General features: G+C 58.5%; 24 protein-coding genes. 19 read left to right on the forward strand and 5 right to left on the reverse strand.

All coding sequences use genetic code 11. The features are described from left to right. Positions 1 to 55 precede the first annotated feature (55 nt). From ABFV38_RS02665 to ABFV38_RS02685, 5 genes are all read left to right on the forward strand, one after another. Positions 56 to 742 (forward strand): hydrolase, encoded by a 687-nt coding sequence (locus tag ABFV38_RS02665; protein WP_008501349.1) that lies wholly within the window; start codon positions 56 to 58, stop codon positions 740 to 742. Positions 743 to 803: 61 nt separating this feature from the next. Further along, on the forward strand, positions 804 to 1,025 hold the full coding sequence (locus tag ABFV38_RS02670) for a DUF1427 family protein (protein ID WP_024909508.1): 222 nt from the start codon (positions 804 to 806) through the stop codon (positions 1,023 to 1,025). Then, positions 1,022 to 1,285 (forward strand): XapX domain-containing protein, encoded by a 264-nt coding sequence (locus tag ABFV38_RS02675; protein ID WP_024909507.1) that lies wholly within the window; start codon positions 1,022 to 1,024, stop codon positions 1,283 to 1,285. The genes ABFV38_RS02670 and ABFV38_RS02675 overlap by 4 nt, the downstream gene beginning before the upstream one ends. A gap of 20 nt (positions 1,286 to 1,305) precedes the next feature. Continuing rightward, positions 1,306 to 1,686, forward strand: a complete 381-nt coding sequence (locus ABFV38_RS02680; RefSeq protein ID WP_008501346.1) for a response regulator — start codon at positions 1,306 to 1,308, stop codon at positions 1,684 to 1,686. A gap of 9 nt (positions 1,687 to 1,695) precedes the next feature. Beyond that, the gene (locus tag ABFV38_RS02685; protein ID WP_348958406.1) at positions 1,696 to 7,278 is read left to right on the forward strand and encodes an AAA family ATPase; all 5,583 of its coding nucleotides are present in this window, start codon (positions 1,696 to 1,698) and stop codon (positions 7,276 to 7,278) included. A 3-nt stretch (positions 7,279 to 7,281) separates the two neighbouring features. Here the strand turns inward: ABFV38_RS02685 and ABFV38_RS02690 are convergent, their stop codons facing one another. Next, complete coding sequence (locus ABFV38_RS02690; RefSeq protein ID WP_348958408.1) at positions 7,282 to 7,899, reverse strand: response regulator; 618 nt, start codon at positions 7,897 to 7,899, stop codon at positions 7,282 to 7,284. Positions 7,900 to 8,079: 180 nt separating this feature from the next. Then, entirely contained in the window at positions 8,080 to 8,466 is a 387-nt protein-coding gene (locus ABFV38_RS02695) for a VOC family protein (protein ID WP_045908085.1), read from the reverse strand. An 88-nt stretch (positions 8,467 to 8,554) separates the two neighbouring features. Here ABFV38_RS02695 and ABFV38_RS02700 point away from each other — a divergent pair, with 88 nt between their 5' ends. From ABFV38_RS02700 to ABFV38_RS02735, 8 genes are all read left to right on the forward strand, one after another. Next, on the forward strand, positions 8,555 to 9,157 hold the full coding sequence (locus ABFV38_RS02700) for an ATP-dependent Clp protease proteolytic subunit (RefSeq protein ID WP_024909504.1): 603 nt from the start codon (positions 8,555 to 8,557) through the stop codon (positions 9,155 to 9,157). Between the two features lie 135 nt (positions 9,158 to 9,292). Next, entirely contained in the window at positions 9,293 to 10,414 is a 1,122-nt protein-coding gene (locus ABFV38_RS02705; RefSeq protein ID WP_023326636.1) for a cupin domain-containing protein, read from the forward strand. 218 nt (positions 10,415 to 10,632) lie between these two features. Beyond that, positions 10,633 to 11,370 carry a DUF3944 domain-containing protein gene (locus ABFV38_RS02710; protein ID WP_045908088.1) on the forward strand — a complete coding sequence of 246 codons (738 nt, stop codon included), beginning with the start codon at positions 10,633 to 10,635 and terminating at the stop codon, positions 11,368 to 11,370. Further along, positions 11,367 to 12,254, forward strand: coding sequence for a hypothetical protein (locus ABFV38_RS02715; RefSeq protein ID WP_348958411.1), 888 nt, complete (start codon positions 11,367 to 11,369; stop codon positions 12,252 to 12,254). The genes ABFV38_RS02710 and ABFV38_RS02715 overlap by 4 nt, the downstream gene beginning before the upstream one ends. A gap of 230 nt (positions 12,255 to 12,484) precedes the next feature. After that, positions 12,485 to 13,414 (forward strand): ATP-binding protein, encoded by a 930-nt coding sequence (locus ABFV38_RS02720; RefSeq protein ID WP_045908090.1) that lies wholly within the window; start codon positions 12,485 to 12,487, stop codon positions 13,412 to 13,414. A gap of 10 nt (positions 13,415 to 13,424) precedes the next feature. Then, positions 13,425 to 14,678, forward strand: a complete 1,254-nt coding sequence (locus ABFV38_RS02725) for a hypothetical protein (RefSeq protein ID WP_045908091.1) — start codon at positions 13,425 to 13,427, stop codon at positions 14,676 to 14,678. Then, positions 14,675 to 16,213 carry a hypothetical protein gene (locus ABFV38_RS02730; RefSeq protein ID WP_045908092.1) on the forward strand — a complete coding sequence of 513 codons (1,539 nt, stop codon included), beginning with the start codon at positions 14,675 to 14,677 and terminating at the stop codon, positions 16,211 to 16,213. Before ABFV38_RS02725 ends, ABFV38_RS02730 begins: the two co-directional genes overlap by 4 nt. Before the next feature lie 8 nt (positions 16,214 to 16,221). Continuing rightward, positions 16,222 to 16,890: an OmpA family protein gene (locus tag ABFV38_RS02735; protein ID WP_045908093.1), complete on the forward strand. Its 669-nt coding sequence runs from the start codon at positions 16,222 to 16,224 to the stop codon at positions 16,888 to 16,890. Positions 16,891 to 16,983: 93 nt separating this feature from the next. Here the strand turns inward: ABFV38_RS02735 and ABFV38_RS02740 are convergent, their stop codons facing one another. Beyond that, on the reverse strand, positions 16,984 to 18,402 hold the full coding sequence (locus ABFV38_RS02740; RefSeq protein ID WP_235402567.1) for a PLP-dependent aminotransferase family protein: 1,419 nt from the start codon (positions 18,400 to 18,402) through the stop codon (positions 16,984 to 16,986). A gap of 176 nt (positions 18,403 to 18,578) precedes the next feature. On the opposite strand from ABFV38_RS02740, the gene ABFV38_RS02745 reads away from it, so the two are divergent. Beyond that, on the forward strand, positions 18,579 to 18,740 hold the full coding sequence (locus ABFV38_RS02745; protein ID WP_022650337.1) for a DUF1127 domain-containing protein: 162 nt from the start codon (positions 18,579 to 18,581) through the stop codon (positions 18,738 to 18,740). 86 nt (positions 18,741 to 18,826) lie between these two features. Here ABFV38_RS02745 and ABFV38_RS02750 read toward each other — a convergent pair whose 3' ends face one another. Further along, positions 18,827 to 20,215, reverse strand: a complete 1,389-nt coding sequence (locus ABFV38_RS02750; RefSeq protein ID WP_348958415.1) for a PLP-dependent aminotransferase family protein — start codon at positions 20,213 to 20,215, stop codon at positions 18,827 to 18,829. A gap of 101 nt (positions 20,216 to 20,316) precedes the next feature. Here ABFV38_RS02750 and ABFV38_RS02755 point away from each other — a divergent pair, with 101 nt between their 5' ends. Continuing rightward, positions 20,317 to 20,796 carry a carboxymuconolactone decarboxylase family protein gene (locus tag ABFV38_RS02755; RefSeq protein ID WP_014882392.1) on the forward strand — a complete coding sequence of 160 codons (480 nt, stop codon included), beginning with the start codon at positions 20,317 to 20,319 and terminating at the stop codon, positions 20,794 to 20,796. Here the strand turns inward: ABFV38_RS02755 and ABFV38_RS02760 are convergent. After that, positions 20,783 to 21,685 carry a LysR family transcriptional regulator gene (locus tag ABFV38_RS02760; protein WP_348958418.1) on the reverse strand — a complete coding sequence of 301 codons (903 nt, stop codon included), beginning with the start codon at positions 21,683 to 21,685 and terminating at the stop codon, positions 20,783 to 20,785. The two genes, ABFV38_RS02755 and ABFV38_RS02760, sit on opposite strands and share 14 nt — an antisense overlap. A 100-nt stretch (positions 21,686 to 21,785) precedes the next feature. Here ABFV38_RS02760 and ABFV38_RS02765 point away from each other — a divergent pair, with 100 nt between their 5' ends. The 4 genes from ABFV38_RS02765 to ABFV38_RS02780 all read left to right on the forward strand — a co-directional run bounded on the left by ABFV38_RS02765 (position 21,786) and on the right by ABFV38_RS02780 (position 24,735). Beyond that, the gene (locus ABFV38_RS02765; RefSeq protein WP_348958420.1) at positions 21,786 to 23,201 is read left to right on the forward strand and encodes an aldehyde dehydrogenase family protein; all 1,416 of its coding nucleotides are present in this window, start codon (positions 21,786 to 21,788) and stop codon (positions 23,199 to 23,201) included. A gap of 152 nt (positions 23,202 to 23,353) precedes the next feature. Beyond that, positions 23,354 to 23,677 carry an antibiotic biosynthesis monooxygenase gene (locus tag ABFV38_RS02770; protein ID WP_023618387.1) on the forward strand — a complete coding sequence of 108 codons (324 nt, stop codon included), beginning with the start codon at positions 23,354 to 23,356 and terminating at the stop codon, positions 23,675 to 23,677. Then, the gene (locus ABFV38_RS02775) at positions 23,670 to 24,047 is read left to right on the forward strand and encodes an amino acid-binding protein (RefSeq protein WP_348958422.1); all 378 of its coding nucleotides are present in this window, start codon (positions 23,670 to 23,672) and stop codon (positions 24,045 to 24,047) included. The genes ABFV38_RS02770 and ABFV38_RS02775 overlap by 8 nt, the downstream gene beginning before the upstream one ends. Then, positions 24,040 to 24,735 carry a winged helix-turn-helix domain-containing protein gene (locus ABFV38_RS02780; RefSeq protein ID WP_348958424.1) on the forward strand — a complete coding sequence of 232 codons (696 nt, stop codon included), beginning with the start codon at positions 24,040 to 24,042 and terminating at the stop codon, positions 24,733 to 24,735. Before ABFV38_RS02775 ends, ABFV38_RS02780 begins: the two co-directional genes overlap by 8 nt. The last annotated feature ends 22 nt before the right edge of the window (positions 24,736 to 24,757 follow it).

Here is a 24,757-nt window from a genome sequence, read left to right on the forward strand (position 1 = left end):
ACTTTATCGTCGCGGCGCTCGCGGCGATTTCTACCCTTAACCACTGGAAAATGCTATGACCTCTTCAAAGCTCGAAGTGTTAACCCCTGCGAACTGTCAGATCATCTTTATCGATCATCAGCCACAGATGGCGTTTGGCGTGCAGTCGATTGACCGCCAGGTGCTGAAAAACAACACCGTGGCGCTGGCGAAAGCGGCTAAGGTGTTCAACATCCCGACCATCATCACCACCGTAGAGACCGAAAGCTTCTCCGGTAACACCTATCCGGAACTGCTGGACGTGTTCCCGGGCCAGGACATTCTGGAGCGTACCTCCATGAACTCCTGGGACGACCAGAAGGTGCGCGATGCGCTGAAGGCCAACGGCAAGAAGAAGGTCGTGGTGGCCGGTCTGTGGACCGAAGTGTGCAACAACAGCTTTGCCCTGTGCGCAATGCTGGAAGGCGACTACGAAATTTATATGGTGGCGGACGCGTCCGGCGGCACCTCCAAAGAAGCCCACGACTACGCGATGCAGCGCATGATCCAGGCGGGCGTGATCCCGGTGACCTGGCAGCAGGTAATGCTGGAGTGGCAGCGCGACTGGGCGCGTAAAGAGACCTACACCGCGGTGATGGACATCGTGCGCGAGCATTCCGGCGCGTACGGCATGGGCGTGGATTACGCCTACACCATGGTGCACAAAGCGCCGTCTCGCCAGAAGAGCGAGCACCGCACCTTAGCGCCGGTCCCGGCTCGCTAAGTCCCGTCGGCGGGCTGGTCCCTCATCCGGCTCGCCGCTGCCTCTTTCTCTGGAGTTCACGATGAGTACTGGGCTGATATCCCTTGCGGCAGGCGTGTTGATTGGCCTGATGTATGCCGTGCTGAAGGTGCGCTCCCCCGCGCCGCCCGCGCTGGCGCTGATTGGCCTGCTGGGGATGCTGGCGGGTGAACAGGCGACGCGCCATCTGTTATCCCGCGACGGCGCCCCACCTCCTCAGGTGACCGTTCCGCAGGCAGCATCGCAGACGGGAGCGTCATCATGAAAGCATGGATAATTTCGCTGGTGTGCGGCGTGGTTGCTGGGGTAATTTACGCTCTGCTCGACGTCCATTCCCCGGCACCGCCGGTTGTCGCCCTGCTTGGCCTGTTCGGCATGCTGGTGGGCGAACAGCTTATCCCGGTGGGACGACGTTTACTGAGTCGCGAACCGCTCACCCTCGCCTGGTTTCGTCACGAATGCGTACCGAAAATCAGCGGCACGGCGCCCCCTGCGCCCGCGAAGGACCCTCGCGACGTAAAATGACTGGTTAGAGGAATAACAGCATGACGCTGCCGTGGCGCATTGCCATCATTGATGACGAACGTTCCGTCCGCAGCGGGTTGAGTAATCTCCTGGAGTCGGAAGGCTATTCAACCGACACGTTTGATTCGGCAGAGGTATTTCTGAGCCATCCGCTTGCCCTGTCCGGCGCGGCGCTGGTGATCACCGATATCAAGCTCCGGGGCATGAGCGGCCTTGAGCTGTTTGACAAGCTGCGGCTGCTGGCCGTACCGCCTCCGCCCGTGCTTTTTATCTCCGGCCATGCTGATGAAAATATGCAGCGGTACGCTCTCGGTCTGGGCGCCGCTGCTTTTTTGCGTAAGCCGATTAACATCGATATTCTGCTGGATCATATTCAGCGGGAGCTGGCCCGCCGACAATAAGGATCGCGGATGAACGAACACGAGCAGCCTGCATTCTGGCCCGCCCAGGGAAATCTTCACCAGGGGCGGGTTTTTGTCCTTAAAGAGGATGTGATTTTTACCGTGCTGGCGCAGGAGGGCGGAATCGCCTGGATGCACGCGCGACATCCTCATTCCGGCGGCTCGTTCATTATCGCCACCGCGGTCAGCGACGAAGAGGAAGAGCGGGCCACCCGGCTGCTGAAAAACGAGTTTGCGCTGCGTGACGCGCTGCAGGACAGCTGGGCCATTCGCGCCGTCGCGTCCACCCAGTACCGGGGACGCTTCGCGCTGGTGTACGCCCCGTTTTCGTTTGAGCTGCTGGCGCGGCGCGCGGGCAGGGCGATCTCGGGGATCGCGCGCTTTATCGAGCTGGCGATCCAGATCTGCGTTCCTCTGCGCCAGATGCATCTGCAAAACCTGATCCACGGCGATATCAAGCCCGGCAATATTTTTGTTCATCACGATGCCACCTGCCGTCTGGGCAGCTTTGGCCTTTCATGCAGCCTCTCCGGCGCCTTCGCGCAGACCCGGCTTGCCGTTTCAGGCGGCACGCCAGCGTATATGTCCCCGGAGCATACCACCCGCACCCAGCGCCCCGTCGATGGCCGCAGCGATCTCTACAGCCTCGGCGTGGTGCTGTATGAACTCCTGACCGGACGCCTGCCGTTTGAACGGGGGGAGGACGATCGGACCAACTGGGCGCATTACCATATTGCCTCGGCGCCGCTGGCCCCGGATGCGATACGCCCGGACGTGCCGGGAATGCTGTCGACCATCATCCTGAAGCTACTGGAGAAGCACCCCGATAACCGCTACCAGACGGTTGACGGGCTGATTGCCGACCTCCGCCGCTGCCAGGCGACGTTGACCGGTGAGGGCGAGATCGTTGCCTTTACCCCCGGCCAGCAGGACCGCACCCCGGCTTTTCTTCTGGCGGACTCGCTGTTCGCGACGCATCCGCAGGCGAATGACGTCATTGCCGCGTTTGAGCGGGTGGGGCAGAACCGCGTGCCGGAGCTGGTGACCATCGGCGGGCCGTCGGGGATCGGCAAATCCTCCATCATTGCGACGGCGTTAAAAACGCTCCAGCAGCGCACGGTGCTGCTGGCGGTGGGCAAAGTGGATCAGTTTTCACCGTCATTGCCCTACGGCGTATTAAGCTCCGCGTTCCGCCCCCTGACCCTGCACCTGCTGGGCCTGCCGGCAGACGAGGTGGCGAAGTGGAAAATCCGTCTTTCTCGCGCCCTGGAAGGACACGAGGCGCTGGCCGTCAGCCTCGTGCCCGAGCTGGGCCTGCTGCTTGAGCGCAAACCGCGCTTCCCGGCGGATACGTTTTCCATTGATGCCCGGGCGCGCTTCAGCCATATGGTGCTGGCGCTGGTGAAAACCTTTGCCTCGCAGGGCTGCCCGCTGGTGCTGGTGCTCGACGATCTCCAGTGGAGCGACGCCGCCAGCCTGCATACGCTCAACTATCTGCTGGTGAACTGCGGCGCGATCCCGCTGCTGGTGGTTGTGGCTCACCGCGACATCGGTTCGTTGTCCGAACCCGCACTGCAACAGCAGCTGGCGAGCCTGCCGGAGGCGGCGCAGCACGCGAGCGAAATTGTCCCGCAGGCGCTGTCTGTCAAAGCCGTGTCCCGCTGGTTGGGGACGGTATTTCGCACCCGCAGCACGGCGACGACCGACCTCGCCACGCTGATCCATGAAAAGACCGGGGGCAACCCGCTCTTTGTACACGAATTTTTCCGCCGCATCGTCGATGACGGGCTGGTGGTGCACAATAAATATCAGGATAAGTGGCACTACGATCTGCAGGCGATCCGCGCCCGGCATTACACCGAAAACGTCGTCACCCTGGTGCTGGAGAAGCTGGAAGAGTTGCCCGACGAGACGCGTCGCCTGCTGGGCAGCCTTGCCTGCCTCGGCGGCACGGGCGAAATGGAGATGATCTGCCGCGTGGTTGGTATATCGATGGCGGAAATGCGCTACGCGCTGCATCCGGCGGTCATGGCGCAGCTGATCGTGCTGACGGAGAAAGCGTACTCCTTCACCCACGACCGGGTGCAGGAGGCCGCCTTTGCGCTGCTGGATCGGCATGAGAAAAGCCATCTTCATCTGACCACCGCCAGCCTGCTGGCCGACGCCGCGCGGCAGGCGGCGGGGAATGAGCTGCTGTTTCGCGCCGTACATCACGTCACGGCCGCGCTGGACAGCATCCAGCCCGCCCCGCAGCGCCAGATGTTCCGCGAGCTGAGCCTGCTGGCCGCGCGACGTGCGAAACGCTCGGGGGATTATCTTTCAGCGCTGAGCTATATCCAGACTGCCCGAGCGCTGGGCAACGCCGGGACGGTGTCAGACTTTATGCTCGATATCGAAGAGGCGGGCTGCGAGTTTGCGCTGGGGCACCTGGCGCGCACCCGCGAGCTGTGTGACGCCATTCTAGGCTGCCCCGGTGGGCTGACCGAAAAGGCGCTGGCGGCCAATCTGCTGGTGGAAGTGTACATTCGCCAGTCGGACAGCCGTCTGGCGCTGGAAGCGGCGCTCTGCTGGCTGGGGGTCTTTGGTATTCAGATCGGCCGCTATCCGGAAGATGCCGACTGCGACGAGGCCTGGGAACACTTCTGTAACCGCGCGGGCGACGCGCCGCAAACCCTGTTTGCCCCGCTCTCGCGGATGGATAACCCGGAAACCGAAGCGGTGATGAACCTGCTCTACAGCGCCAGCATTTGCGCCAGCTTCATCTGTCCGCGCCTGCACTTTTTACTGCTTTGCCGCATGATGCACCTGACGCTCGACCACGGTATTACCGGCGCCTCCACCACGGCGATGGCCTGGTTTGGCGTGCTGATGGGCCACCGCTACGCCGAGTATCGCCTCGGCTTTCAGTACGGCACCCTGGCCCGCGAACTGGTCAATCGCCACGGCTACGACGCATTCGAAGCTAAAACCCTGCTGCCGCTCGACCAGCTCAGCGTCTGGACCCAGCCTTTATCGTTTACCATCGAGTGCGCGAAAGCCTGCTTTACCTCGGCGGTGACCCACGGCGATATGACGATGGCCTGCTTTGCGGCCTGCCACCAGGTCATTAATTTCCTCTCCCGGGGCGATCACCTGGACGGGGTGCTGACCAGCATCGATCGCGGCCTGGCGTTCGTGCGTAAAACCCACTTCCAGGACGTGGAGACCATTTTGATGGTCCAGCGCGGCTACGTTGAGTTCCTGCGCACGCCGGTTATCGGCACCTGGACCGCATCGCAGGTGCTGCCGGAGGCGTTGCTGCCCGCGTCGCCGGAGCAGGCACCGGAGCAGACCTCCACCATGCTGTTCTGGTACTGGCTCTACCGCGGCATGGCGCACTTTACCTGCGGCGAGTATGCCGACGCGCAGGCGGATCTGGAGATGGCGGGGTGGTACGCGTGGTCTGCGCCGGGGCACATCCATCTGCTGGATTACCATCTTTACAGCGCGCTGGCGCTTTCGCGTCAGTTAACGCCGGAGACCTTCTCGGCGAACCAACGCCGCAGCATTCACGCTCACTATGACAAAATCGCCCTCTGGGCGCGCATTTATCCCGGCACGTTCGCGGATAAAGAGGCGCTGATCTACGCCGAAATCGTGCGTCTGGACGGGATGAACAGCATCGCGCTTGAGCAGTATGAGAAGGCGGTCCGGCTCTCCCGCGAGGGCGGGTTTAATCCGATTAATGCCCTGGCTCACGAGCTGGCGGGCCGCTTTGCGCTGGCCTGCGGCTATCCAACCGCCTCGGATGCACACTTCCGTGGCGCAATTGCCGCCTGGGGCCGGGCGGGCGCGCAGGCCAAGGTGCGCCAGCTGGAGCAGGATTTCCCGCATCTGCTGGCCTCCGGGCAGGCGAGCGCCTATGACACGGTGGCGTTCGCCCAGAACGAGACCATCCGCGATCTGCAGAGCGTCATCAAAGCCTCCCGCGCGCTGTCGGAAGAGATCAACCTCGAGCGCTTAATTGAAAACCTGATGACGATCCTCCTCGAACGCGCCGGGGCGCAGCGCGGCCTGCTGCTTCGCGTGAGCGATAACCTGATCCCGGAGATCGAGGCCAGCGCCTGGACCAGCACCGACGGCGTGCGGGTGCGGATCCTGAAAGACGTGCCGACGGCGACCGACATGCCCCTGTCGGTGCTGGCGGCGGTGATCCGCACCGGGCAGGAGATCCGCACCGGTAAGCCGGAGGAGTTTCACCCCTTCAGTCAGGATCCCTATCTGGTGACCTCGGGGGCGGCCGTCATGTGCGTCCCGATGTTCAAACAGGCGCGGCTGGTGGGCGTGCTCTACCTGGAAAACCGCCTGATGCCGGAAGTTTTCACCGCCGAGCATTCTCGCGTGGTGAGCCTGCTGGGGGCGCAGGCCGCAGTCTCCCTGGAAACGGCGCGGCTGTACGCCGAGCTGCTGGGGGAGAACATCCAGCGCCGTCGGGTGGAAAAAGAGCTGCGCGCCAGCCAGACCTCGCTGATGCTGGGCGAGCAGATCAGCCACACCGGCAGCTGGCGCTGGGAGCTGGAGCAGGATCTGATGTTTGTCTCGGAGGAGTACGCCCGCATCCTCGGCCTGCCCGAGCAGCAAAAGATGATCTCCATGGCGGAGTTTTTGACCTTCGTCCATGAAGACGACTATGCCCGCATCAGCACCATCGTCACGCAGAGCGTGCGCGAAGGGCTCTCCATGCGCGCGGAGTTTCGGGTGAAGCGTACCGACGGTTCAACGCGCTATATCCTCGGCATTGGCGATCCGGTGGGCGTGGGCAGCGAGGTGAACGAGTATTACGGCATCATCACCGATATCACCAGCCAGCGCGCCGCGGAGGATGCCATGCGGGTGGCGCAGGCGGATCTGGCGAGGGTGTCCCGCGCCACCACCGTCGGGCAGCTGACCTCCTCCATCGCCCATGAGATCAACCAGCCGCTGATGTCGATCGTCTCTAACGCCGGAGCGAGCCTGCGCTGGCTCAGCCGGGAGCCGGCCCGGCTGGATAAAGTGCGGGAAGGGCTGGAAGAGATCGCCGCGGAAGGCGCGCGGGCAGGGGAGATCATTCGCAGCATCCAGTCCCTGACGCGCAAGCAGGATCCCACCTTCTCGCGCATCGATCTGCACTATCTGATCCACCATATCATCGCGCTCTCCCGCAGCGAGCTGGAGCAGCGACACATTAGCGTTGATTACCTGTTGAAGGCGCAGGACAGCTTTATCACCGGCGATAGCGTGCAGATCCAGCAGGTGCTGCTTAACCTGGTGATGAACGCCGTTGAGGCGATGGCCGAGGTGAAGGATCGCGCCTGCACCATCACCTTCAGCACCAGCAACGCGGACGGGAAAGCGATCGTTGAGATCGCCGATACCGGGAGCGGCATTGAGCCCGAGCGGCTGGAGCAGATTTTTGACTCGTTCTACTCCACCAAGCCACAGGGGATGGGGATGGGGCTGACCATCAGCGCCAGCATCATTGAGCGCCACTGCGGGAAGCTGAGCGCGCGCCGCCGGGAGCCTTACGGCACGGTGTTTGCCTTTGCGCTGCCGCTGGCGGTACAGGAAGGGTAAACGTTACTCCGCAGGCTGGCTTTTGGTCAGGCGCTCAACGGCCCTGACCAGCTCTGCCACGGAGCGCACCTGCATTTTCTCCATTACGCGGCGGCGATGCACTTTCACCGTGATCTCGCTGACGCCCAGCTCGGCGGCAATTTGCTTATTCAGCATGCCGCTTATCGCCAGCGTGAGCACCTCGTGTTCGCGCGGCGTGAGGGAGAGATGGCGCTGCTTCAGGGCGTAGTGCTCTTTATTGCGCTCGGCGTTGTTTTCCGCCAGCTGCAGCGCGGACTCAATGGCGTCGATAAGCGCGGTGGATTCGACGGGCTTGGTGAGAAATTCGTAAGCGCCGCCTTTTATGGCGCGCACCGACATCGGAATGGTGCCGTGGCCGGTGAGAAAGATAATCGGGATTTCACGCCCGCTGTCCTTGAGGGCACCTGCCACCTCAAAACCCGAGATGGTGGGCATCTGCATATCGAGGACCACGCACGAGGGGAGCTCTTCAAAGCGGTGCTGAAGAAACGCTTCTGCCGATGAAAAGCCGATGGCGTTTAAGTCTGCGGATTCCAGCAGCCCAATTACGGACTGTCTGACTGCGTCATCGTCATCAACCACATACACAATGTGTTCCATTCACCGCCCCGGTGCTGATTTACATGTCGAGGATGCAAACAGCCCCCAGGAGTGACGTAAGGGACTGTTTATGCTGACTTTCATCTTAACACATTAATTATAATTATCATTTAACAATATGATAATCATATGAAGTATAGCGATCCGTGACCGGGCGAGTTCAGGAACGAAACGCTGATGTTATGCACCGACAAGCTCAATCCGGTTGCCGTCCGGGTCCGCGATCACCGCTTCATAGAAGCCGTCTCCGGTCATGCGCGGGGCGCTGAGCAACGTGCCGCTGGCCTGCGCCCGTTCGGCCATGTCGTCCACCTGCGCCTTGCTGCCGACGTTGATGGCAATATGCGCCCAGCCGATAAACTCCGGATGTGACGGGGCTGCGGGCAGGTCCGGCAGCGTCATCAGCTCGATGGTCGGTCCGTCATTCAGCGTAATAAAGTGTGATTCAAACCCGGGACGATTTTTACTGACGTAGCGTTCGTTGCTGCGGCCATTAAAAACCGTTTCCCAGAACTGAACCTGGGCGTTCAGGTTTCGGGTCCACAGTGCAACATGGGCAATATGCATAAGCTCCCTCGTTATTTGTCTGTGAGGACTTTGATCGGTAAAACAGGCTACACTCTGGTTTTGAGCGCGACAAGCTGAGGAAATAACAATGCACTACACACTGAAAGAAAGCGACAAGGAAAAAGCGGAAGGGTCAAACGGCGCGGGCGCTCTGCAGCAAAAACTGCTGGAGTCTCGTTCGATTGTGATCTCCGGTGAGATCAACCAGGAGCTGGCGCAGAAAGTGATCACCCAGATGATCCTGCTGCAAAGCGTCAGCAACGATCCGATCAAGCTGTACATCAACAGCCAGGGCGGCCACGTGGAAGCGGGCGACACCATCCACGACTTCATCAAATTCATTCGCCCGGAAGTGCACGTGATCGGCACCGGCTGGGTCGCGAGCGCCGGGATCACCATCTTCCTGGCTGCGAAAAAAGAGCACCGCTACTCGCTGCCAAATACCCGCTTCATGATCCACCAGCCGCTGGGCGGCGTGCGCGGTCAGGCGACGGATATTGAGATCGAAGCGCGCGAGATCATCCGCATGCTGGATCGCGTGAACAAGCTGATCGCCGACGCTACCGGCCAGCCGCTGGAAAAAGTGAAAAAAGACACCGACCGCAACTTCTGGATGTCCCCGGCGGAAGCGCTGGACTACGGCATCGTGGGTAAACTGATTACCCACTATGACGAGCTGAAGCTGGATTAAGTTTTCGCGGCGTGTTTGTGTCGGGTGGCGGCTTCGCCTTACCCGACCTACACGTGCTGGTTTGACCCATGACAAGTTCCCCCTCTGCCTTCTTGCCTATAATCGCGCCTGTTTCCCTTCTCACTGGTGCTACCCATGGCGTATCAACTGAACCTGAACTGGCCGGAATTTCTTGAGAAATACTGGCAAAAGCAACCCGTTGTGCTAAAAAATGCCTTCCCGAATTTTGTCGACCCGATTACTCCGGACGAGCTGGCGGGTCTGGCGATGGAGCCAGAAGTCGATAGCCGTCTGGTGAGCCATTTCAACGGTAAATGGCAGGCCAGCAATGGTCCGTTCGAGCACTTTGACGATCTGGGCGAAACCGGCTGGTCGCTGCTGGCGCAGGCGGTGAACCACTGGCATATGCCCGCGGCGGAGCTGGTGCGTCCGTTCCGCGTTCTGCCGGACTGGCGTCTGGACGATCTGATGATCTCTTTCTCCGTGCCAGGCGGCGGCGTGGGTCCGCATATCGATCAGTACGATGTGTTTATCATTCAGGGGATGGGCAGCCGCCGCTGGCGCGTGGGTGACAAGCTGCCGATGCGTCAGTTCTGCCCGCATCCGGCGCTGCTGCATGTGGATCCGTTCGAGCCGATCATCGACGAAGATCTGGCGCCGGGCGATATTCTCTATATTCCGCCTGGCTTCCCGCACGACGGTTTTACCCATGAAACGGCGCTTAACTACTCCGTCGGCTTCCGTGGGCCAAACGGCCGCGATCTGATCAGCAGCTTCGCCGATTATGCGCTGGAAAACGATCTGGGCGGCGAGCACTACAGCGATCCGGATCTGACCTGCCGCGAACACCCGGGCCGCGTGGAGCAGTACGAGCTCGATCGCATTCGTCAGATGATGATCGACATGATCGGCAAGCCCGATGATTTCACAAAATGGTTCGGCAGCTTTGTCTCCACGCCGCGCCACGAGCTGGATATTGCCGCCGCCGAGCCGCCGTACGCGCCGGAAGAGGTGCTGGACGCGCTGCAGGGCGGCGAAACGCTGTCTCGCCTGAGCGGCCTGCGCGTGTTGAACATCAACGGCAGCTTCTTCATCAACAGCGAACAGCTGGAGACGGTAGACGCGAAGGCGGCGGATGCGCTGTGCCGCTACACCGAACTCGGTCAGGCCGAGCTGGGCGATGCGCTGAAAAACCCGGCGTTTGTCGAAGAGCTCACCGGGCTGATTAACCAGGGATACTGGTACTTCGACGAGTAGTGACGTTTACCGCCAATACGGCCTTAGCTTTCGGGTTAAGGCCGTTTTTTTCTGCTTTCCGCTGACATGTTCTGTCATTACCTGCGGTTATTCTTGTACTACCTAAAAAGAGAAGGGTTTTCATTGCAGTTTTTTCTGCAAATGCCGTTAACACCTATCAGGCACCCTTAAAAATTACGTAATTTAAAATGAAAATAGCCTTCGGCTGGTAAGAGATAATGGGAAAATACAGAACAGATCAAGACCTTGAGCTACTTCGCTACTCAGACAACGAGATGCTGGAAGTATTGGTTAACTATCTCACCACGGATAAAGACGGGTCGACGCGTTACACTGAGTCCTTAACGGGTGAGAAAGCATTTCAGGATGCAGGTAAAAACTATAAGCAGGTCTGGCAACTCATCGGGGCGGAGCTACAACATTTCGGTGGCGATACCTTTGTTAACCTCTTCCGTGGTAACGGCGTGCTTTATAAAGAAATCCTGACGGACGTATGCAAGAAACTCTCCGTTAAAGCCGATTTCTCTGCGGATACTGTCGATATTGAGCAGGCCCTTCTCGCAAAATTATTCACTGACTCCTGGGATAAAATGAATGAGGAAGAGCGCCGCAACATCCGCCGCGAACTCAAAATTGACGGGAATCTTGCTAGTGGTGCGGCACTGACGGCAATCATCACCGCAATCCGTATGGGCGGATTTATGTCCTACCAGGTGGCGATGATCGTAGCGAATGCCGTTGCGAAAGCGGTGCTGGGCAGGGGACTGGCGCTGGCCGCCAATGCGGGACTGGTACGCGCGATTGGGATTTTTGCCGGTCCGATCGGCATGGCCATTACCGCGTTACTAACTATCCCGGCCATCAGCGGCCCGGCGTTTCGCGTTACGCTGCCTGCCGTGGTGCAAATTGCTGCCATGCGCCAGCAAATGCTAAACAAAGTTGGAGATTTCTTTTGATAAAGGAAACGTTGCTTACTATCGACTGGGTGAATGTGTACAAAGATGTTAAAAGCGCGCTGGAAACCGGGCACGTCATTATTCGTGATGGCGTAGCGTACTGGCACGCCATGTCCGGTAAAAGCGGGATCGCTCAACACCTTCCGCTAAAAGAGGTGGTGCTGGAAACGGCCTCCATTGGCGACATCAAACAACTTACACAAATGGCACAGACCGTTCAGCTGGCTGCAGTCGGCGTCTCCACGGGGATCATCGTGGGGGCAATGGTGGTACAAACCATGTATTTGTCGAAAAAAATTGATCAACTGCAGCAGAGCATGGATCTGATCTCCGAAGATGTGCACGCGCAGAATGTTATTTTCTACATGGATAAACTGTCTCGCTACTTTGGCGTCGTGGAGTCTGCTCGCGTTATGTTGCTGGATCGCACGCTGGTGGATGAGACGCATGACGTTGCGGCACACCTCATTGTCCGAATGGGCAATGAACGCAACGAGGTTCTCTCGTTTATTGATAACTTGCTCTCCTTTGCCGATAAACTCAGCGACAGGCATTTAGAACAGGTTCTGGATTTCATTACTCTCATGCTCGATCTGGTGCCAAAAGCGATCTACATCGAGAGTCAACTTTGCGATCGCTACGGGAAATTCAGGCTGGCAGAGCACCTGATGCGCGAAAACTCACGCCGCTATGCTGCCACGCTGGAACATTACCGCCAGTGGTGTAATAGCAAAGTTAAGGAGAGCATCAGCGGTCGCGTTGAGCCACAGTCACTTGCCTTTACCCGTAAGCAGGAAGATTTGCGTCTGTTATTTAAATCGGAAGATAACGCGCTACTGCTCCAGGAGCTGGTTTCCATCGCCCCCCTTCCTCTTAAAGCGTAATCATGGTGATGCCTGGAACCTTTTCCAGGTATTCTTCATATTTCTTGAACCATATTTTTTTCTGACACATTTTGTCAGTCCCATCCTCTATTTTCTTTTCACTGACCAATATTGGTAGGTCTGCTCGAAACGGTAGGAAATATCATTGGAGTTTTCGACGCTCTTGCCGTTAACCAATATTGCACCAGCAACTTAATTCAAATTTCCCACAGCCCATAATGAGGTAATACATGTCTCTGGGACGAATTCGACCGCAATTTACGCAGGGCTTGGAGAAAGCAGCCGGTGAAGAAAATAAGGCGTTTGCATCAGCGGTTATTCCCCGTTTTACGCTAGAAAACGATGTGGCGCTGACGACGCAGGTCATTGCCCAGCTTGATGAAGCCAGAGCCAAAATTGACCACTTCCATAAAATTTACGTGGAATGGGAATTCGCAGCGGTCGACCCTACGGGGAACGGGATCGTGCTGAATTTTTTTGGCCCACCAGGAACCGGCAAAACCCTGACGGCAGAGGCGCTGGCGGGTTCGCTTAAGCGCAAGATTATGGTTGTCAGTATTGCCGATCTCGAAAGCAAATTTATGGGGGAAACCGCGAAAAATATCGCTGCTCTTTTCCGTCAGGCCACGGAGGAAGAGGCCGTGTTGTTCTTTGATGAAGCAGACACCCTTTTGGGTAAACGTCTCTCATCTGTTACTCAGGGCATTGATAATGAAGTAAACGCGATGCGTTCCACCTTATTGATTGAGCTGGAAAAGCATACCGGTATCGTCATCTTTGCTACCAACTTCGTCAAAAACTACGACAGCGCATTCCTCAGCCGTATCTCTCACCATGTTGGTTTTACGTTACCCGGCAGCCAAGAGCGTTTTCGCATCTGGGAAAAATTGCTCGTGCGCGCTATTCCGCTTGCCGATGCACGGGAAACGATGCTGGAAAGCGCCGTGTCTCTCTCCGAAGGGCTCTCTGGCCGAGATATCCGGAATGCCATGCGCCTGGCTCTACCTAAAGCCGTATTGGAATCAGAACAAAAACTTACGCTTAAGCATCTTGAAAGTGCACTTGCGCAAATTCGTGATGCTTACGGCGCGATATCGAACGCGGCATCTTTCGTTCCACCACACATTAACACAGCAAAAAAAATGCTCGGTTTGAGCTAAGGGTTGAATCATGGGTTTATGGAGTCGTATTTGCTCTGCAGTCTCGTACGTACGTGATGTCGCTTCATCCGTCGTCAGCAAAGCAAAAGAAATGGCCGGAAAAGCGATCGGTTTCATGGCAGAAAAAGCGGAAGGTTTTGTTGGCAAAGTCAGCCAGATGTGGCAACGCATTAAGCCGCATATCGGCACGGGACGTAAAATTCTTCAGATGCTAGGCGGTTTTATCACATTGCCATGGGTAAAGAGCGCGCTGGCAGGGCTGGATCGCGCGCTGGCATGGCTGGAAAAACTTGATAAACAACCGCTGGTAAAAAAGCTGCAGAAAGCCCTGGAGTGGGTCATTAACTGGTGTAAAAACGCCCACCAGAAACAAATGGAGGAGCAGGAGCTTGAAGAGGCTCGCCATCATGCTCAGGCTATGGCTGAAGCGGAAGGTGAGTTGAGTGGTGAGGAGAAAGAGGCTGTGTCGGCTTTCGCACTGGTGAACAGCTATCTTATCGCAAAAGCAGAAGTGGATTTCGCCGTGAAGCGAGATACGCTGCAGGACTTCGAGTATTTCCTGCGCCTGCGTGCAGTGCAAAAGCTGCTCGCCTTCTATGAAACCCGTATGCAGGCCGTGAAGTCCATCAGCGATGTCGATGCGGATATGCACTTTATGGTTTATGCCGCGAACGCGCTGATCCAGCAGGAGGCAGAGTTTAGTGATGCCGATACTCTGCGTCTGGATAACCTCACTCAGAGACTATTCGGCAAGCCGATTATCCCGTTTGTCTTCGAAGAGATGATTATTGCATGGGAGAAAAGCCGTCAGCTTCTGGAAGAAGAGTGGGAGAAGAAAAACAGCGCGCTTTCGAAAGATCGTTTGCTGCATAACCGTCTGGTGCGCGCGCTAAAATACGAAGAACTTGAACCGGCTGAAGTGGGCGTGCTGAACGATCTTAAAATCACCCTGCCGCGTGATACGGCCGATCTCGAACAATTAGGCGACGATCTACTGGCGCGCCATAGCTACGTCAACGCGGCGGAAGGCTTTCTACAGATGCTCGAAAAAGAAGAACAGCAGCTGATTGCGGAAGGCAAAGCATATCTGCTCGATCAGGGGGCGATTGTGGGTGCACTGCTGATCGACTGCTCGCAAAACGATCGCGCCTGGTCTTCTCTTTCCAGGCAGGAACAGAGCTTAATTACCGATTTCGCCAACATATTTGCTGCCGATTGCCAGAAACGTACTGAAGCGGGTCTGCTCGTCGAGGTGGTTGCATGAATCTGCTAACTGAAATTGGCCACTTTTTGATCCCAGGCTTTGATGCGCTGCAGATGGGCTTTTTCGGCGTAATGCTGCTGGCAGTAATCTACACCTGGCTCTCCGTCAGGCGCAATGCACAGGAAGCGCGCTGGCAGCAGGCCTGGGAGCAAAGTGGATTACAGGCTGCTCAGCCGGGGGTGAGTGCAGAAATGGGATCGGCCGCTGAGCTGAGCCAATCACTGGCGACCAAAGCTGAGAAAATAGCCGCCATTATGCCGGGTATGCTGTTGATCCTTGGTCTGTTGGGAACCTTTCTTGGGCTGGGGCTGGCGCTCGATAAAGCTTCCGGCATTTTGCATAACGCGGGAAACAGCATTGGTGCAATGGACTCCTCCATGCGCGACCTGATGGAGATGATGCAGGGGCTGGGCACGAAATTCAAAACCTCAACCTGGGGGATTATTGCCTTTATCGCCCTCAAAATCTGGGAGTCGAAAAATGGCTATGAAGAGCGCCGTCTCAACTGGTGTATGGCCAAACTGCAGCACTCCCTGACCGAAGAATATACTCTGCAGGCGGAGGAAAACGCTTCCCGGCAGCAGCAGCGTGAAGCTGGACGTAACGCGGCTACCGAGCGTCTGGTGGAGGCGATGGCGCTGCAAACTGTCGCGTTGCGCGAGGAGTTCAGTCAGCAGGCAAAACGTAGTGAAGAGCAGGAAGCGCAGCGTCATCAATACCATCTGGCGGCGTTAAAAGAGATCGCAGATATTAATAATCAGTCGCGCAATCTGCTGGAAACTTACACCCGTAAAAGTGAAGAGAACCTGGTGGCACTGCAGCAGGCGGCGACTACTATGAGTGATGCTTCGCAGCAAGTCTCTGGCTCGGCGATGAGCCTGGAAAAAGTGGTTACCGCGCTGGGTGCCGAACTTAGTGAGCTCATGACCGGCATTAAGCAAGAGCTGTCGCAAGTAGTGAATGAGATGAATGCCGACTTCACTCGCAACGTGCAGCAGATGAGCGATAAGCTGGCGGAGTCTACTCATCAGCTCAGTACGACAATGGGCCAGATAGAAACCTCCCTTAACGGTGCTATCGCCAGCATGGATGCGTCTTTCCGCGGCAACATGACGCAGATGGCCAACCAGCTGGAATCCGCCACTTCGCAGATCAGCGAGTCGGTTAACAACATGTCTTCGAAGATCGATTCAACCATGACCACGGTGAAAGAGAGAACCGAAGCCGCGGCGAAAATTCAACGTCAGGCGATGGATGAATTCTCCGAAACCAGCATGACGCTGAATGAACAAGTCACCTCTATGACAAACTATATTCAGCGCGTCACGAAGGAGATCGCTCTCGGTCTGGCCGCCGTTTCCGAAGGCAACCGTAAGATGGAGCACTACATCACGCGCTTTAACGAGGCCTTCGATCTGCTGGGTACATTGCCGGAAACCGTTAAACAGATCACTACTCAGGTGTCTGTATTGTGCACCCGCATCGATAAGTTGCTCCCGGCTCAACAGCTTGTCGCCGAACGTGTTGAGGTTTGATATTGCCGATGAAAGATAAACCGAATGAGTGGATTTCTATTTCCGATCTAATGGCAGGGGTCATGGCCGTGGTGATGCTGATGCTGGTGTTATCGGTACTGCAAAACAAAGTGGCTGACGTAAAACGCGAACAGGAGAAAAACAGCGGCCAGGCAGCCGCGCAACAGAAACTGAATGCCATGATGCACAGCATGCAGCAGGAGATGGTGGATCAGGGGGATGCTGCGCTGGTGGGGTTTGATATAGCCAGCGGAAAAATTACGCTGCGCGATAAAATCTTCGCCCGCGGTAGTGCCTGTATCACCGTTCAGGCAAGAGATGCACTTGCTCGTCTGGCACCACGGATTCAGGCGTTCGTGAGCGGTTCGACGAACACTCAGGTTTTTGTTGAGGGGCACACGGATAACATCAGCGTGAATAACCCTGTGGTCGATTACACCAGGTTCTGTACCGTGTATGACGATAACTACACGCTCTCGGCTGCCAGAGCCCGTGAAGCACGTAAATTGTTAATTGCGAACCTCAACGATCAGCAATCGCATCGTGTGATTGTGGCCGGTTTTGGCGACTCTCAGCCGCTAAAAGGGATTTCACCCAGCGATGAGCGTAATCGCCGCGTTGAGGTGCAGTTCCTGACGCACGCGCCGTCACGTCAGGAGCAGGGCAGCGCTCTGTAACTCAGCGGCTGGTTGAGTAATGGCATTTAAACCAGCCCGCTATAGGGGCTTACTGAACCGTTGGAGAGGGCGGGGTGAGGGCATCAGGCCGCACTAGCCCTCCTCCATCGCAATCACAATCGCTTCACCCAGCTTCTTCAGCGCCTCGCGATGTTTCTCCGTCGGCGGCAGCGCCACGTTGATCCGCAGGCAGTTACGGTACTTCCCTGATGCGGAAAACAGCGACCCGGCCGCGGCCTGGATCTTCAGCCGGCACAGCTGCTTGCTGACGCACACCATATCGACCTTCTCCGGAAGCTCAATCCACAGCAGGAAGCTGCCCTGCGGGCGCGTGACGCAAATCTCTGCCGGAAAATACTGCCGCACCCAGCAGGTGTAGGTTTCCATATTCTGCTGATAAATCTGGCGCATACGGCGCACGTGGCGATGGTAATGACCGTCGCGAATAAACGCCGCCACCGCCATCTGCGTGCCCGGCACGTTAAATCCGCCGGCGGCGTATTTCATGTGCATTACCCGGTCGTAGTAGCGTCCCGGCACAATCCAGCCGACGCGCAGGCCCGGCGCCACAGTTTTGGTAAACGAGCTGCAGAGGATCACGCGGCCGTCGATATCCATCGAATGAATGGTCCGCGGGCGCGGGTACTCCGCCGCCAGCTCGCCGTAAATATCATCCTCGACAATCACGATATCGTGCCGCTGGGCGAGGGCCAGCACCTGCTTTTTCCGCGCCTCCGGCATGATAAACCCGAGCGGGTTATTGCAGTTGGGCACCAGGATCACCGCCTTGATTGGCCACTGCTCCATTGCCAGCTCTAGCGCTTCGATGCTGATCCCGGTTTCAGAGTCGGTGGGAATTTCAATCGCCTTGATGTCAAACCCGCGCAGCATCTGCATGGTGCCGTGAAACGACGGCGATTCCACCGCCACGATATCCCCCGGTTTGCATACCGACAGCAGGGCGATCGACAGCGCGCCGTGGCAGCCGTTGGTGATCACAATGTCGCTTGCCGAAACGGTGGAGCCGCCGTCCAGCATCAGGCGGGCGATCTGCTCGCGCAGCTCCAGACGCCCGTCAAGCACGTCATAGCTCAGCATCTCGCCAGGGTTATGCTGCGCGATGCGGCTCATCTCGCGCCACAGGGGCTTCAGGCTCGGCTGGTTAATGTCCGGCGAACCGCCGCCGAAGGAGATCATCTCTTTGTCGGCGCGGGCGTCCAGCAGCATCATCACCTCATCCCACTGGGTAACGTCCACCGGGCGCTGCACCGGGCGCGTCATCGCCGGGACGGGCGGCTGGGCTTTGCGCGGTGAGACAAAATAGCCGGAGCGCGGTTGAGGCGTGATCAGCTGGAGGTTTTCGAGGATCTGGTAGGCCTGCTGTATGGTGCTGATGCTCACGCCGTGCTCCTGACTCAGCGTGCGCACCGACGGCAGACGTTCGCCGCTGCGATACAGCCCTTGCTCAATGCGTTCAGCCAGAAGATTGGCCAGATGTTGGTAGCGTGTCATGCTGTATCCTTTGTTTTCACCATACAGATTATAAAACCAGTACAGATTGCTGCGAAAATTGCCATGCAGATACTGTTTTAGCGGATCTGTATGTTAAACAAAAGTTGTTTTTGCATCTGTATTGCACGGGTGGATTTCCGGGATGATAACCCCACTGACACAGTGAGGAGAGCATCATGGAATTCTACGAGAATCGTTCAAAACGTCCGTTTATTGTGTTTGTCTGGATCGCAAAAACGCTGCGTAACTGGTATCGCATCAACCGCACCCGCCGCATCCTGAGCCAGATGAGCGACGAGCAGCTCAAGGATGTTGGGTTATCGCGATATGATGTGTGATCCACGTCGTCGCCGGGTGGCGGCTGCGCCTTACCCGGCCTACTCGATCCCGTAGGCCCGGTAAGCGTAGCGCCACCGGGCGATTCTCAGCGCAACAGCGCAAACGTCTGCCGCTTCGGCTTTTCCAGTAAATCCAGCGCCTCCTGATACGACCGCACGTTGTTATAGCCCATCACCAGCCCGTAGCGTTTGCCCGACCCGCGATACCACTCTGAGAGCGCATTGACCTGCAGCTGCTGTTCCTGCCAGCAGCGCGCCACTTCCCGGTCACGGCTTCCTTTGGTCAGGAACGCCACGATATGCATCCCACCGTCGTTTTGCTCGGTGAAAAACAGATCGCCATACACCTCCTGCAGGGCGGCAATCATCCAGTCGCGGCGGGTCTGATACAGCGCGCGCATCTTTTTCAGATGACGGAAAAAATGCCCTTCGTTGAGAAATGCGGTGAGGATCTTTTGCGTCAGCACCGGCTGGCCGCTGGTGGTGATGTCCGCGCAGTCGGTAAAGGCTCCGACGGTGCTGGCGGGCATCACCACGTAGCCCATGCGCAGCGACGGCATGATGGTTTTACTGAAGGTGCCCATAAAAATCACCCGGTCGTGCTGGTCGAGGCTTTTCAGCGACGGTAGCACCTTGCGGGTGTAGTGAAACTCCCCGTCGTAATCGTCTTCGATAATCCACGCCTCGTTCTGGCTGGCCCAGTCGAGCAACTGCTGCTTACGCGGCAGGGAGAGCGTGACCGCCAGTGGGCTCTGGTGCGACGGGGTGACGATGGCAAATCGGGCGTCGCGATGGTGGTGCAGCAGGTAGTCCGTGTCGATGCCGCAGCGATCGACCGGCACGGTGTGCAGGCGCGGCACGATCCGCTTGAGCAACTGCTGGCCCATAAAATAGCCCGGATCTTCAAACACCACCTTGTCGCTGCGGCTGGCGAGGGTGTCGAGGATCAGCCGCAGGCTGCCGCTGTAGCCACTGGTGATCAGCACCTGTTCAGCGGTGCAGGATAAACCGCGTGAAATATTGAGGTATCTGGCGATGGCCTGGCGCAGCGGATACCAGCCCAGAACGGGCGGGTTGAGCATCTCCTCCTGACGCATGGCGCGCGTCGCCTGGCCTGCCAGCAGCAGCCATTTTTTATACGGAAAACTGTCGAGGGCAGGGATGCCGGGGCGCAGAAACCCCGCCCGCTCGCGCTGGCTGATGAGCGAGGCCGGAAGCGCTCCGGTAGGCTGCTCCGCAGGGGCAGTCTTATCCGGCAGCAGTAAGTCCGGGTTAACCCGCGTGCCGCGCGCGCCCTGGCTCACCAGATACCCTTCACCCGTCAGAATGGCGTACGCCGTTTCGACGGTTTTACGCGCCACCTTCAGCTCTTCCGCCAGCACGCGGATGGCAGGCACCCTGTCGCCCGGCTTCAGCACGCCGCGCATGATGTTGTCGCGGTAGCGGGAATAAATCTCGTGATAGCCCGGCTTCATGTCCTACCTCATTTCACGCTTTTTGTATCTTTTTACTATGTCATGAACGGCGTAGATTTGCCTCATCGCACGGCACATGCCGCACAAAAAGAGGAAAGACCATGAGCACTCGCGTTAACCACCATAAAGTTACACCTGCCCTCGCCAACGCGCTGTCTGCCCTGAGCATGGAGGTAGCAAAAACCTCCATCGACCCGGCGCTGAAGCACCTTATCGACATTCGCGTGTCGCAGCTGAACGGCTGTACGTTCTGTCTGGATATGCACTCAAAAGAGGCGAAAATCGCCGGCGAGCGCGAACTGCGCCTGTACCATCTGGCGGCCTGGCGCGAGTCCCCGCTGTTCAGCGCCCGTGAGAAAGCCGCGCTGGCGTTCACCGAAGCGCTGACCCAGATTGGCGTTCACGGGGTGAGTGACGCGCTGTACCGCAGCGTGGCGGAGCACTTCTCGGACGTGGAGATTTCAGAGCTGAACTTCGCTATCGTGGCGATCAACGCCTGGAACCGTCTGGGGATAACCTCCCGCATGGCGCCCGGTTCGCTGGATGCGGCGTACGGGCTGAATAAAGCTAACCTGGAATAATTCCGCGCTCGCGGATCATCGCCACCAGCGCCCGCAGCCCTGGCGGGACGTGGCGATGGCCGGGATAGTACAGGCGCAGCCCGGCAAACGGCTGCGTCCAGTCGTTTAAGACGCTCACCAGCTCCCCACTTTTCAGCTCGTCCTGAATATAGAGTTCCGGTAAAAATCCCACCCCTAACCCCGCTTTCACGGCGCGGATCGAGGCAAAAAGATCGGACGTCGCAAAGCGCGGCGGCACGGCAAGCGCGTACGTTTCCCCTCGACGGGCCAGCTCCCAGCGGTAGATCCCACCGTGCGCCATACGCATGCCGATCCCCTGATGTGAAAGCAGATCGTCCGGCGTCTCGGGTATGCCGTGACGGGCGAAATAGTCCGGCGTGGCGGTGACGAGCTGGCGGATCTCTCCGGTCAGCGGCACGGCGATCATGTCCTGCGGAACGGACTCTTCGAGGCGGATCCCTGCGTCATAGCCTTCGGCAACGATGTCGATCATCCTTGCTTCACTCACCGTTTCCACGCGCATTTTCGGGTAGCGGATCATGTAGTCGATCAGCAGCTGGTCCAGAAACAGGGGGCCGATATTATTCGGCACGTTCAGCCGTAGCGTACCGGCGGGTTCCCCGGTTTCGCTGTGGATTGCCTCCCCGGCGAGACGGATCTCCTGCAGGGCGGGGCCGATACGCGCCACGTAGCGCTGTCCGGCGTCGGTGAGCGCCACGCTGCGGGTGGTGCGGTTGAAAAGTCGCGTCTCAAGGCGGCTCTCCAGCCCGGCGATGGCGTTGCTGACCGCCGTGGCGGACATCCCCAGCTCCTGCGCTGCGCCGCGAAAGCTGCCGCGTCGCACCACCGCCATCACCACTTCCAGCTCTGTCAGACCTGAACGATGCATAGATTATCCTGAAAATCGAAACAACCCTTGCAGCATAGCGTGGATTATCGCAACGGAGAAGCCGTGACAGACTGGTCTCATACAGCCTGAGGAGGGTGATATGCACACTATCGAACAGATCTTTATTAACGGCGAGTTTGTTACCCCGCACGGGACCGAACGTTTTGATTTGTACAATCCGGCGACGGCGCAGGTCATCGGCCAGGTTCGTCTGGCGGATGAGGTTGACGCTGAACGCGCTATCGCGGCGGCGAAAGCGGCGTTTCCGGCGTGGTCGCAGACCACAAAGCAGGAACGCATCGCCGCGCTGAAGCGCATGCACGCCGCCGTGGCCGCCCGTCACGATGCGCTGCTGGACGCCATTGTCGAGGAGTACGGCGCGCCCGCCTCGCGCTCGGCATGGATGGCAAGCTATCCGGCAGAGGTGATTGCTCAGGCCATCGAGGCGCTGGAGGCGTTTGAGTTTGTCACCCCCGCAGGTGCCGCAACGGTGCAGATGACGCCGCTTGGCGTGGCCGGGCTGATTACGCCGTGGAACAGCGATGCCGGGTTTATCTGCGGCAAACTGGCGGCCGCGCTCGCCGCGGGCTGCACGGCGGTGATCAAGCCGAGCGAAATGAGCGCCCTGCAAACGCAGATTGTCACCGAAGCGCTGCGCGACGCCGCGCTGCCGCCGGGCGTGTTTAACATCGTCACCGGACGCGGCGAGACGGTGGGCGAGACCATCAGCCGTCATCCGGACGTGGCAAAAATCTCGTTCACCGGTTCCACGAATACCGGCAAGGCGATCCTTCGCAACGCGGCGGAAAGCTTTAAGCGCGTAACACTGGAGTTGGGCGGTAAATCACCGACGATCCTGTTGGATGATGTGGATCTGGCGCAGGCGATCCCGCTGGTGATTCAGGCCGGGTTTATGAACAGCGGGCAGGCGTGTGTGGCCGGGACGCGCATTCTTGTGCCTTACTCGCGTAAGGCGGAGATCGAAACCGCGCTGGCGCAAGCCGTGGCGGCGGTGAAATCCGGCGACCCGCGCAACAGCACGACAGAAGTCGGCCCGATGGTCAGCGAGAAGCAGTGGCTGCGGGTGCAGGGCTATATCCGTAAAGGCCTCGAAGAGGGGGCACGCCTGCTGGCGGGCGGTGAAGGACGACCGGACGGCACGCAGGACGGCTGGTTTGTGCGTCCGACGCTGTTTGCCGACGTGAACAACCGGATGACGATTGCCCGTGACGAGATTTTCGGTCCGGTGCTGTGCGTGATCCCCTATCGTGACGAGGCGGAGGCGATCGCCATTGCCAACGACACCGACTACGGCCTGAGCGCGATGGTGCTGGGCGGCGATGTGGACCGCGCACGACGCGTGGCGCAGCAGATTGTTTCCGGTCGCGTGCTGGTGAACACCCTGGCCCATGAACCGAAAGCGCCGTTCGGCGGGTTTAAGCACTCCGGTTTGGGGCGCGAGATGGGCGAGTGGGGAATTCGGGCGTTTATGGAGCCGAGGTCGATTGTGGGATAAAACCCGCCCGGTGGCGCTGCGCTTACCGGGCCTACATGAGCCCGTAGGCCGGATAAGCGCAGCGCCATCCGGCGCAACACTTCGCTCCTTGCCGAAGCATTGTGCTTTTCCCTCCTGCATTCTCTCCTCAACATCACAACGGAGAGAAAACCATGATCGCAGTCCTTTTCGAAGCCAAAGCCGCGCCTGCCCATCAGGCGCGCTATCTTCAGCTTGCCGCAGAGCTTAAGCCGCTGCTGGCGGACATCGACGGCTTTATTGATATCGAACGGTTCCAGAGCCTGACGACCGACGGCAAAATCCTCTCCCTTTCCTGGTGGCGGGATGAAGAAGCTGTCCGCCGCTGGAAGCAGAACGTCTTCCATCAGGCGGCGCAGGCCGAAGGACGGGAGTCAATTTTTGCGTACTACCGCATTCGGGTGGCGCAGGTCGTGCGGGAATATACCTCTGAAACCGGAGGGCATGCCGATGTATGACGTTCATGTCATTTTTCGCGATATCCCGGGTGAACTGGCGCGCTTTGGGCAGCTGCTGGGCCGCAACGGCGTGGGGCTGGAGGGCGGTGGCGTATTTGGTACACATGCCCATTTCCTGGTGGAAGACGGGGAAAAAGCGCGACGCGTGCTGCTCGACGACGGGTTTACCGTGCAGGCGGTGCGAAAGCCGGTGATCAGAAAGCTTAAGCAGGAACGCCCTGGCGAGCTGGGCGAGATCGCGGCGGCGCTGGCGGCACGCGGTGTGTCTATCCTGACCCAGTACAGCGACCATGCGAATCACCTTATTCTGCTGACGGATAATGATAAGCTGGCCGCTGAGATCACCGAACCCTGGGCGGCCCATGCTTAAGACGAGTTTACCCCCTGATAACAGCGCGATACTGGAAAAGGCGATTGCCGCGGTGGCGGCAGCAATGGCCGATCCGTCGCGCGTGAAGATGCTTTGTGCGCTAATGGACGGGCGGGCGTGGACGGCCACCGAACTGAGCGCGGCGGCAGATGTCGCACCGTCGACCGCCAGCGGGCATCTCGCCCGACTGCTTGAAGGGCAACTGATAACCTGCCTGTCGCAAGGGCGGCATCGCTATTATCGTCTTGCCGGGCACGACGTGGCGGCGCTGGTGGAGCAGATGATGGGGCTTTCGTGGAGCCGCATTACCCCGCCGGAAACCACCGCGCCGAAAGCCATGCGTGAAGCCCGGACCTGCTATGACCATCTCGCAGGCGCGGTGGCGGTGCAGATCTATGATTTCATGCAGACGGAAGGCTGGCTGGAGGCTGACGGTTCAGCGTTGACACTCTATGGCCGGGAGCAGTTCCTGACGCTCGGCATTTCGTTAAGTGCGCATCCGCGCCGGAAGGCCTGCTGCGCCTGCCTGGACTGGAGCGAGCGGCGGTTTCACCTGGGCGGAGAAGCCGGCGCGTTGCTGCTCGATCATCTGGAAAATAAAGGCTGGATCCTGCGGGTGGCGGGGTATCGGGAGGTGGTTGTGACGGCGTCGGGGAAGGCCGCTGTAAAGAGGCTTTTTAGCCGCTAAAAACGCCCGGTGGCGCTGCGCT

The sequence above is a fragment of the Enterobacter cloacae complex sp. Mu1197 genome, from assembly GCF_040059225.1.
Taxonomy (GTDB): domain Bacteria; phylum Pseudomonadota; class Gammaproteobacteria; order Enterobacterales; family Enterobacteriaceae; genus Enterobacter; species Enterobacter quasiroggenkampii.

Bases quoted from the DNA above. Each gene is read 5' to 3' on its own strand.
- ABFV38_RS02665 (WP_008501349.1), top strand. From the start codon at position 56: ATGACCTCTTCAAAGCTCGAAGTGTTAACCCCTGCGAACTGTCAGATC.
- ABFV38_RS02670 (WP_024909508.1), top strand. From the start codon at position 804: ATGAGTACTGGGCTGATATCCCTTGCGGCAGGCGTGTTGATTGGCCTG.
- ABFV38_RS02675 (WP_024909507.1), top strand. From the start codon at position 1,022: ATGAAAGCATGGATAATTTCGCTGGTGTGCGGCGTGGTTGCTGGGGTA.
- ABFV38_RS02680 (WP_008501346.1), top strand. From the start codon at position 1,306: ATGACGCTGCCGTGGCGCATTGCCATCATTGATGACGAACGTTCCGTC.
- ABFV38_RS02685 (WP_348958406.1), top strand. From the start codon at position 1,696: ATGAACGAACACGAGCAGCCTGCATTCTGGCCCGCCCAGGGAAATCTT.
- ABFV38_RS02690 (WP_348958408.1), bottom strand. From the start codon at position 7,899: ATGGAACACATTGTGTATGTGGTTGATGACGATGACGCAGTCAGACAG.
- ABFV38_RS02695 (WP_045908085.1), bottom strand. From the start codon at position 8,466: ATGCATATTGCCCATGTTGCACTGTGGACCCGAAACCTGAACGCCCAG.
- ABFV38_RS02700 (WP_024909504.1), top strand. From the start codon at position 8,555: ATGCACTACACACTGAAAGAAAGCGACAAGGAAAAAGCGGAAGGGTCA.
- ABFV38_RS02705 (WP_023326636.1), top strand. From the start codon at position 9,293: ATGGCGTATCAACTGAACCTGAACTGGCCGGAATTTCTTGAGAAATAC.
- ABFV38_RS02710 (WP_045908088.1), top strand. From the start codon at position 10,633: ATGGGAAAATACAGAACAGATCAAGACCTTGAGCTACTTCGCTACTCA.
- ABFV38_RS02720 (WP_045908090.1), top strand. From the start codon at position 12,485: ATGTCTCTGGGACGAATTCGACCGCAATTTACGCAGGGCTTGGAGAAA.
- ABFV38_RS02725 (WP_045908091.1), top strand. From the start codon at position 13,425: ATGGGTTTATGGAGTCGTATTTGCTCTGCAGTCTCGTACGTACGTGAT.
- ABFV38_RS02730 (WP_045908092.1), top strand. From the start codon at position 14,675: ATGAATCTGCTAACTGAAATTGGCCACTTTTTGATCCCAGGCTTTGAT.
- ABFV38_RS02735 (WP_045908093.1), top strand. From the start codon at position 16,222: ATGAAAGATAAACCGAATGAGTGGATTTCTATTTCCGATCTAATGGCA.
- ABFV38_RS02740 (WP_235402567.1), bottom strand. From the start codon at position 18,402: ATGACACGCTACCAACATCTGGCCAATCTTCTGGCTGAACGCATTGAG.
- ABFV38_RS02745 (WP_022650337.1), top strand. From the start codon at position 18,579: ATGGAATTCTACGAGAATCGTTCAAAACGTCCGTTTATTGTGTTTGTC.
- ABFV38_RS02750 (WP_348958415.1), bottom strand. From the start codon at position 20,215: ATGAAGCCGGGCTATCACGAGATTTATTCCCGCTACCGCGACAACATC.
- ABFV38_RS02755 (WP_014882392.1), top strand. From the start codon at position 20,317: ATGAGCACTCGCGTTAACCACCATAAAGTTACACCTGCCCTCGCCAAC.
- ABFV38_RS02760 (WP_348958418.1), bottom strand. From the start codon at position 21,685: ATGCATCGTTCAGGTCTGACAGAGCTGGAAGTGGTGATGGCGGTGGTG.
- ABFV38_RS02765 (WP_348958420.1), top strand. From the start codon at position 21,786: ATGCACACTATCGAACAGATCTTTATTAACGGCGAGTTTGTTACCCCG.
- ABFV38_RS02770 (WP_023618387.1), top strand. From the start codon at position 23,354: ATGATCGCAGTCCTTTTCGAAGCCAAAGCCGCGCCTGCCCATCAGGCG.
- ABFV38_RS02775 (WP_348958422.1), top strand. From the start codon at position 23,670: ATGTATGACGTTCATGTCATTTTTCGCGATATCCCGGGTGAACTGGCG.
- ABFV38_RS02780 (WP_348958424.1), top strand. From the start codon at position 24,040: ATGCTTAAGACGAGTTTACCCCCTGATAACAGCGCGATACTGGAAAAG.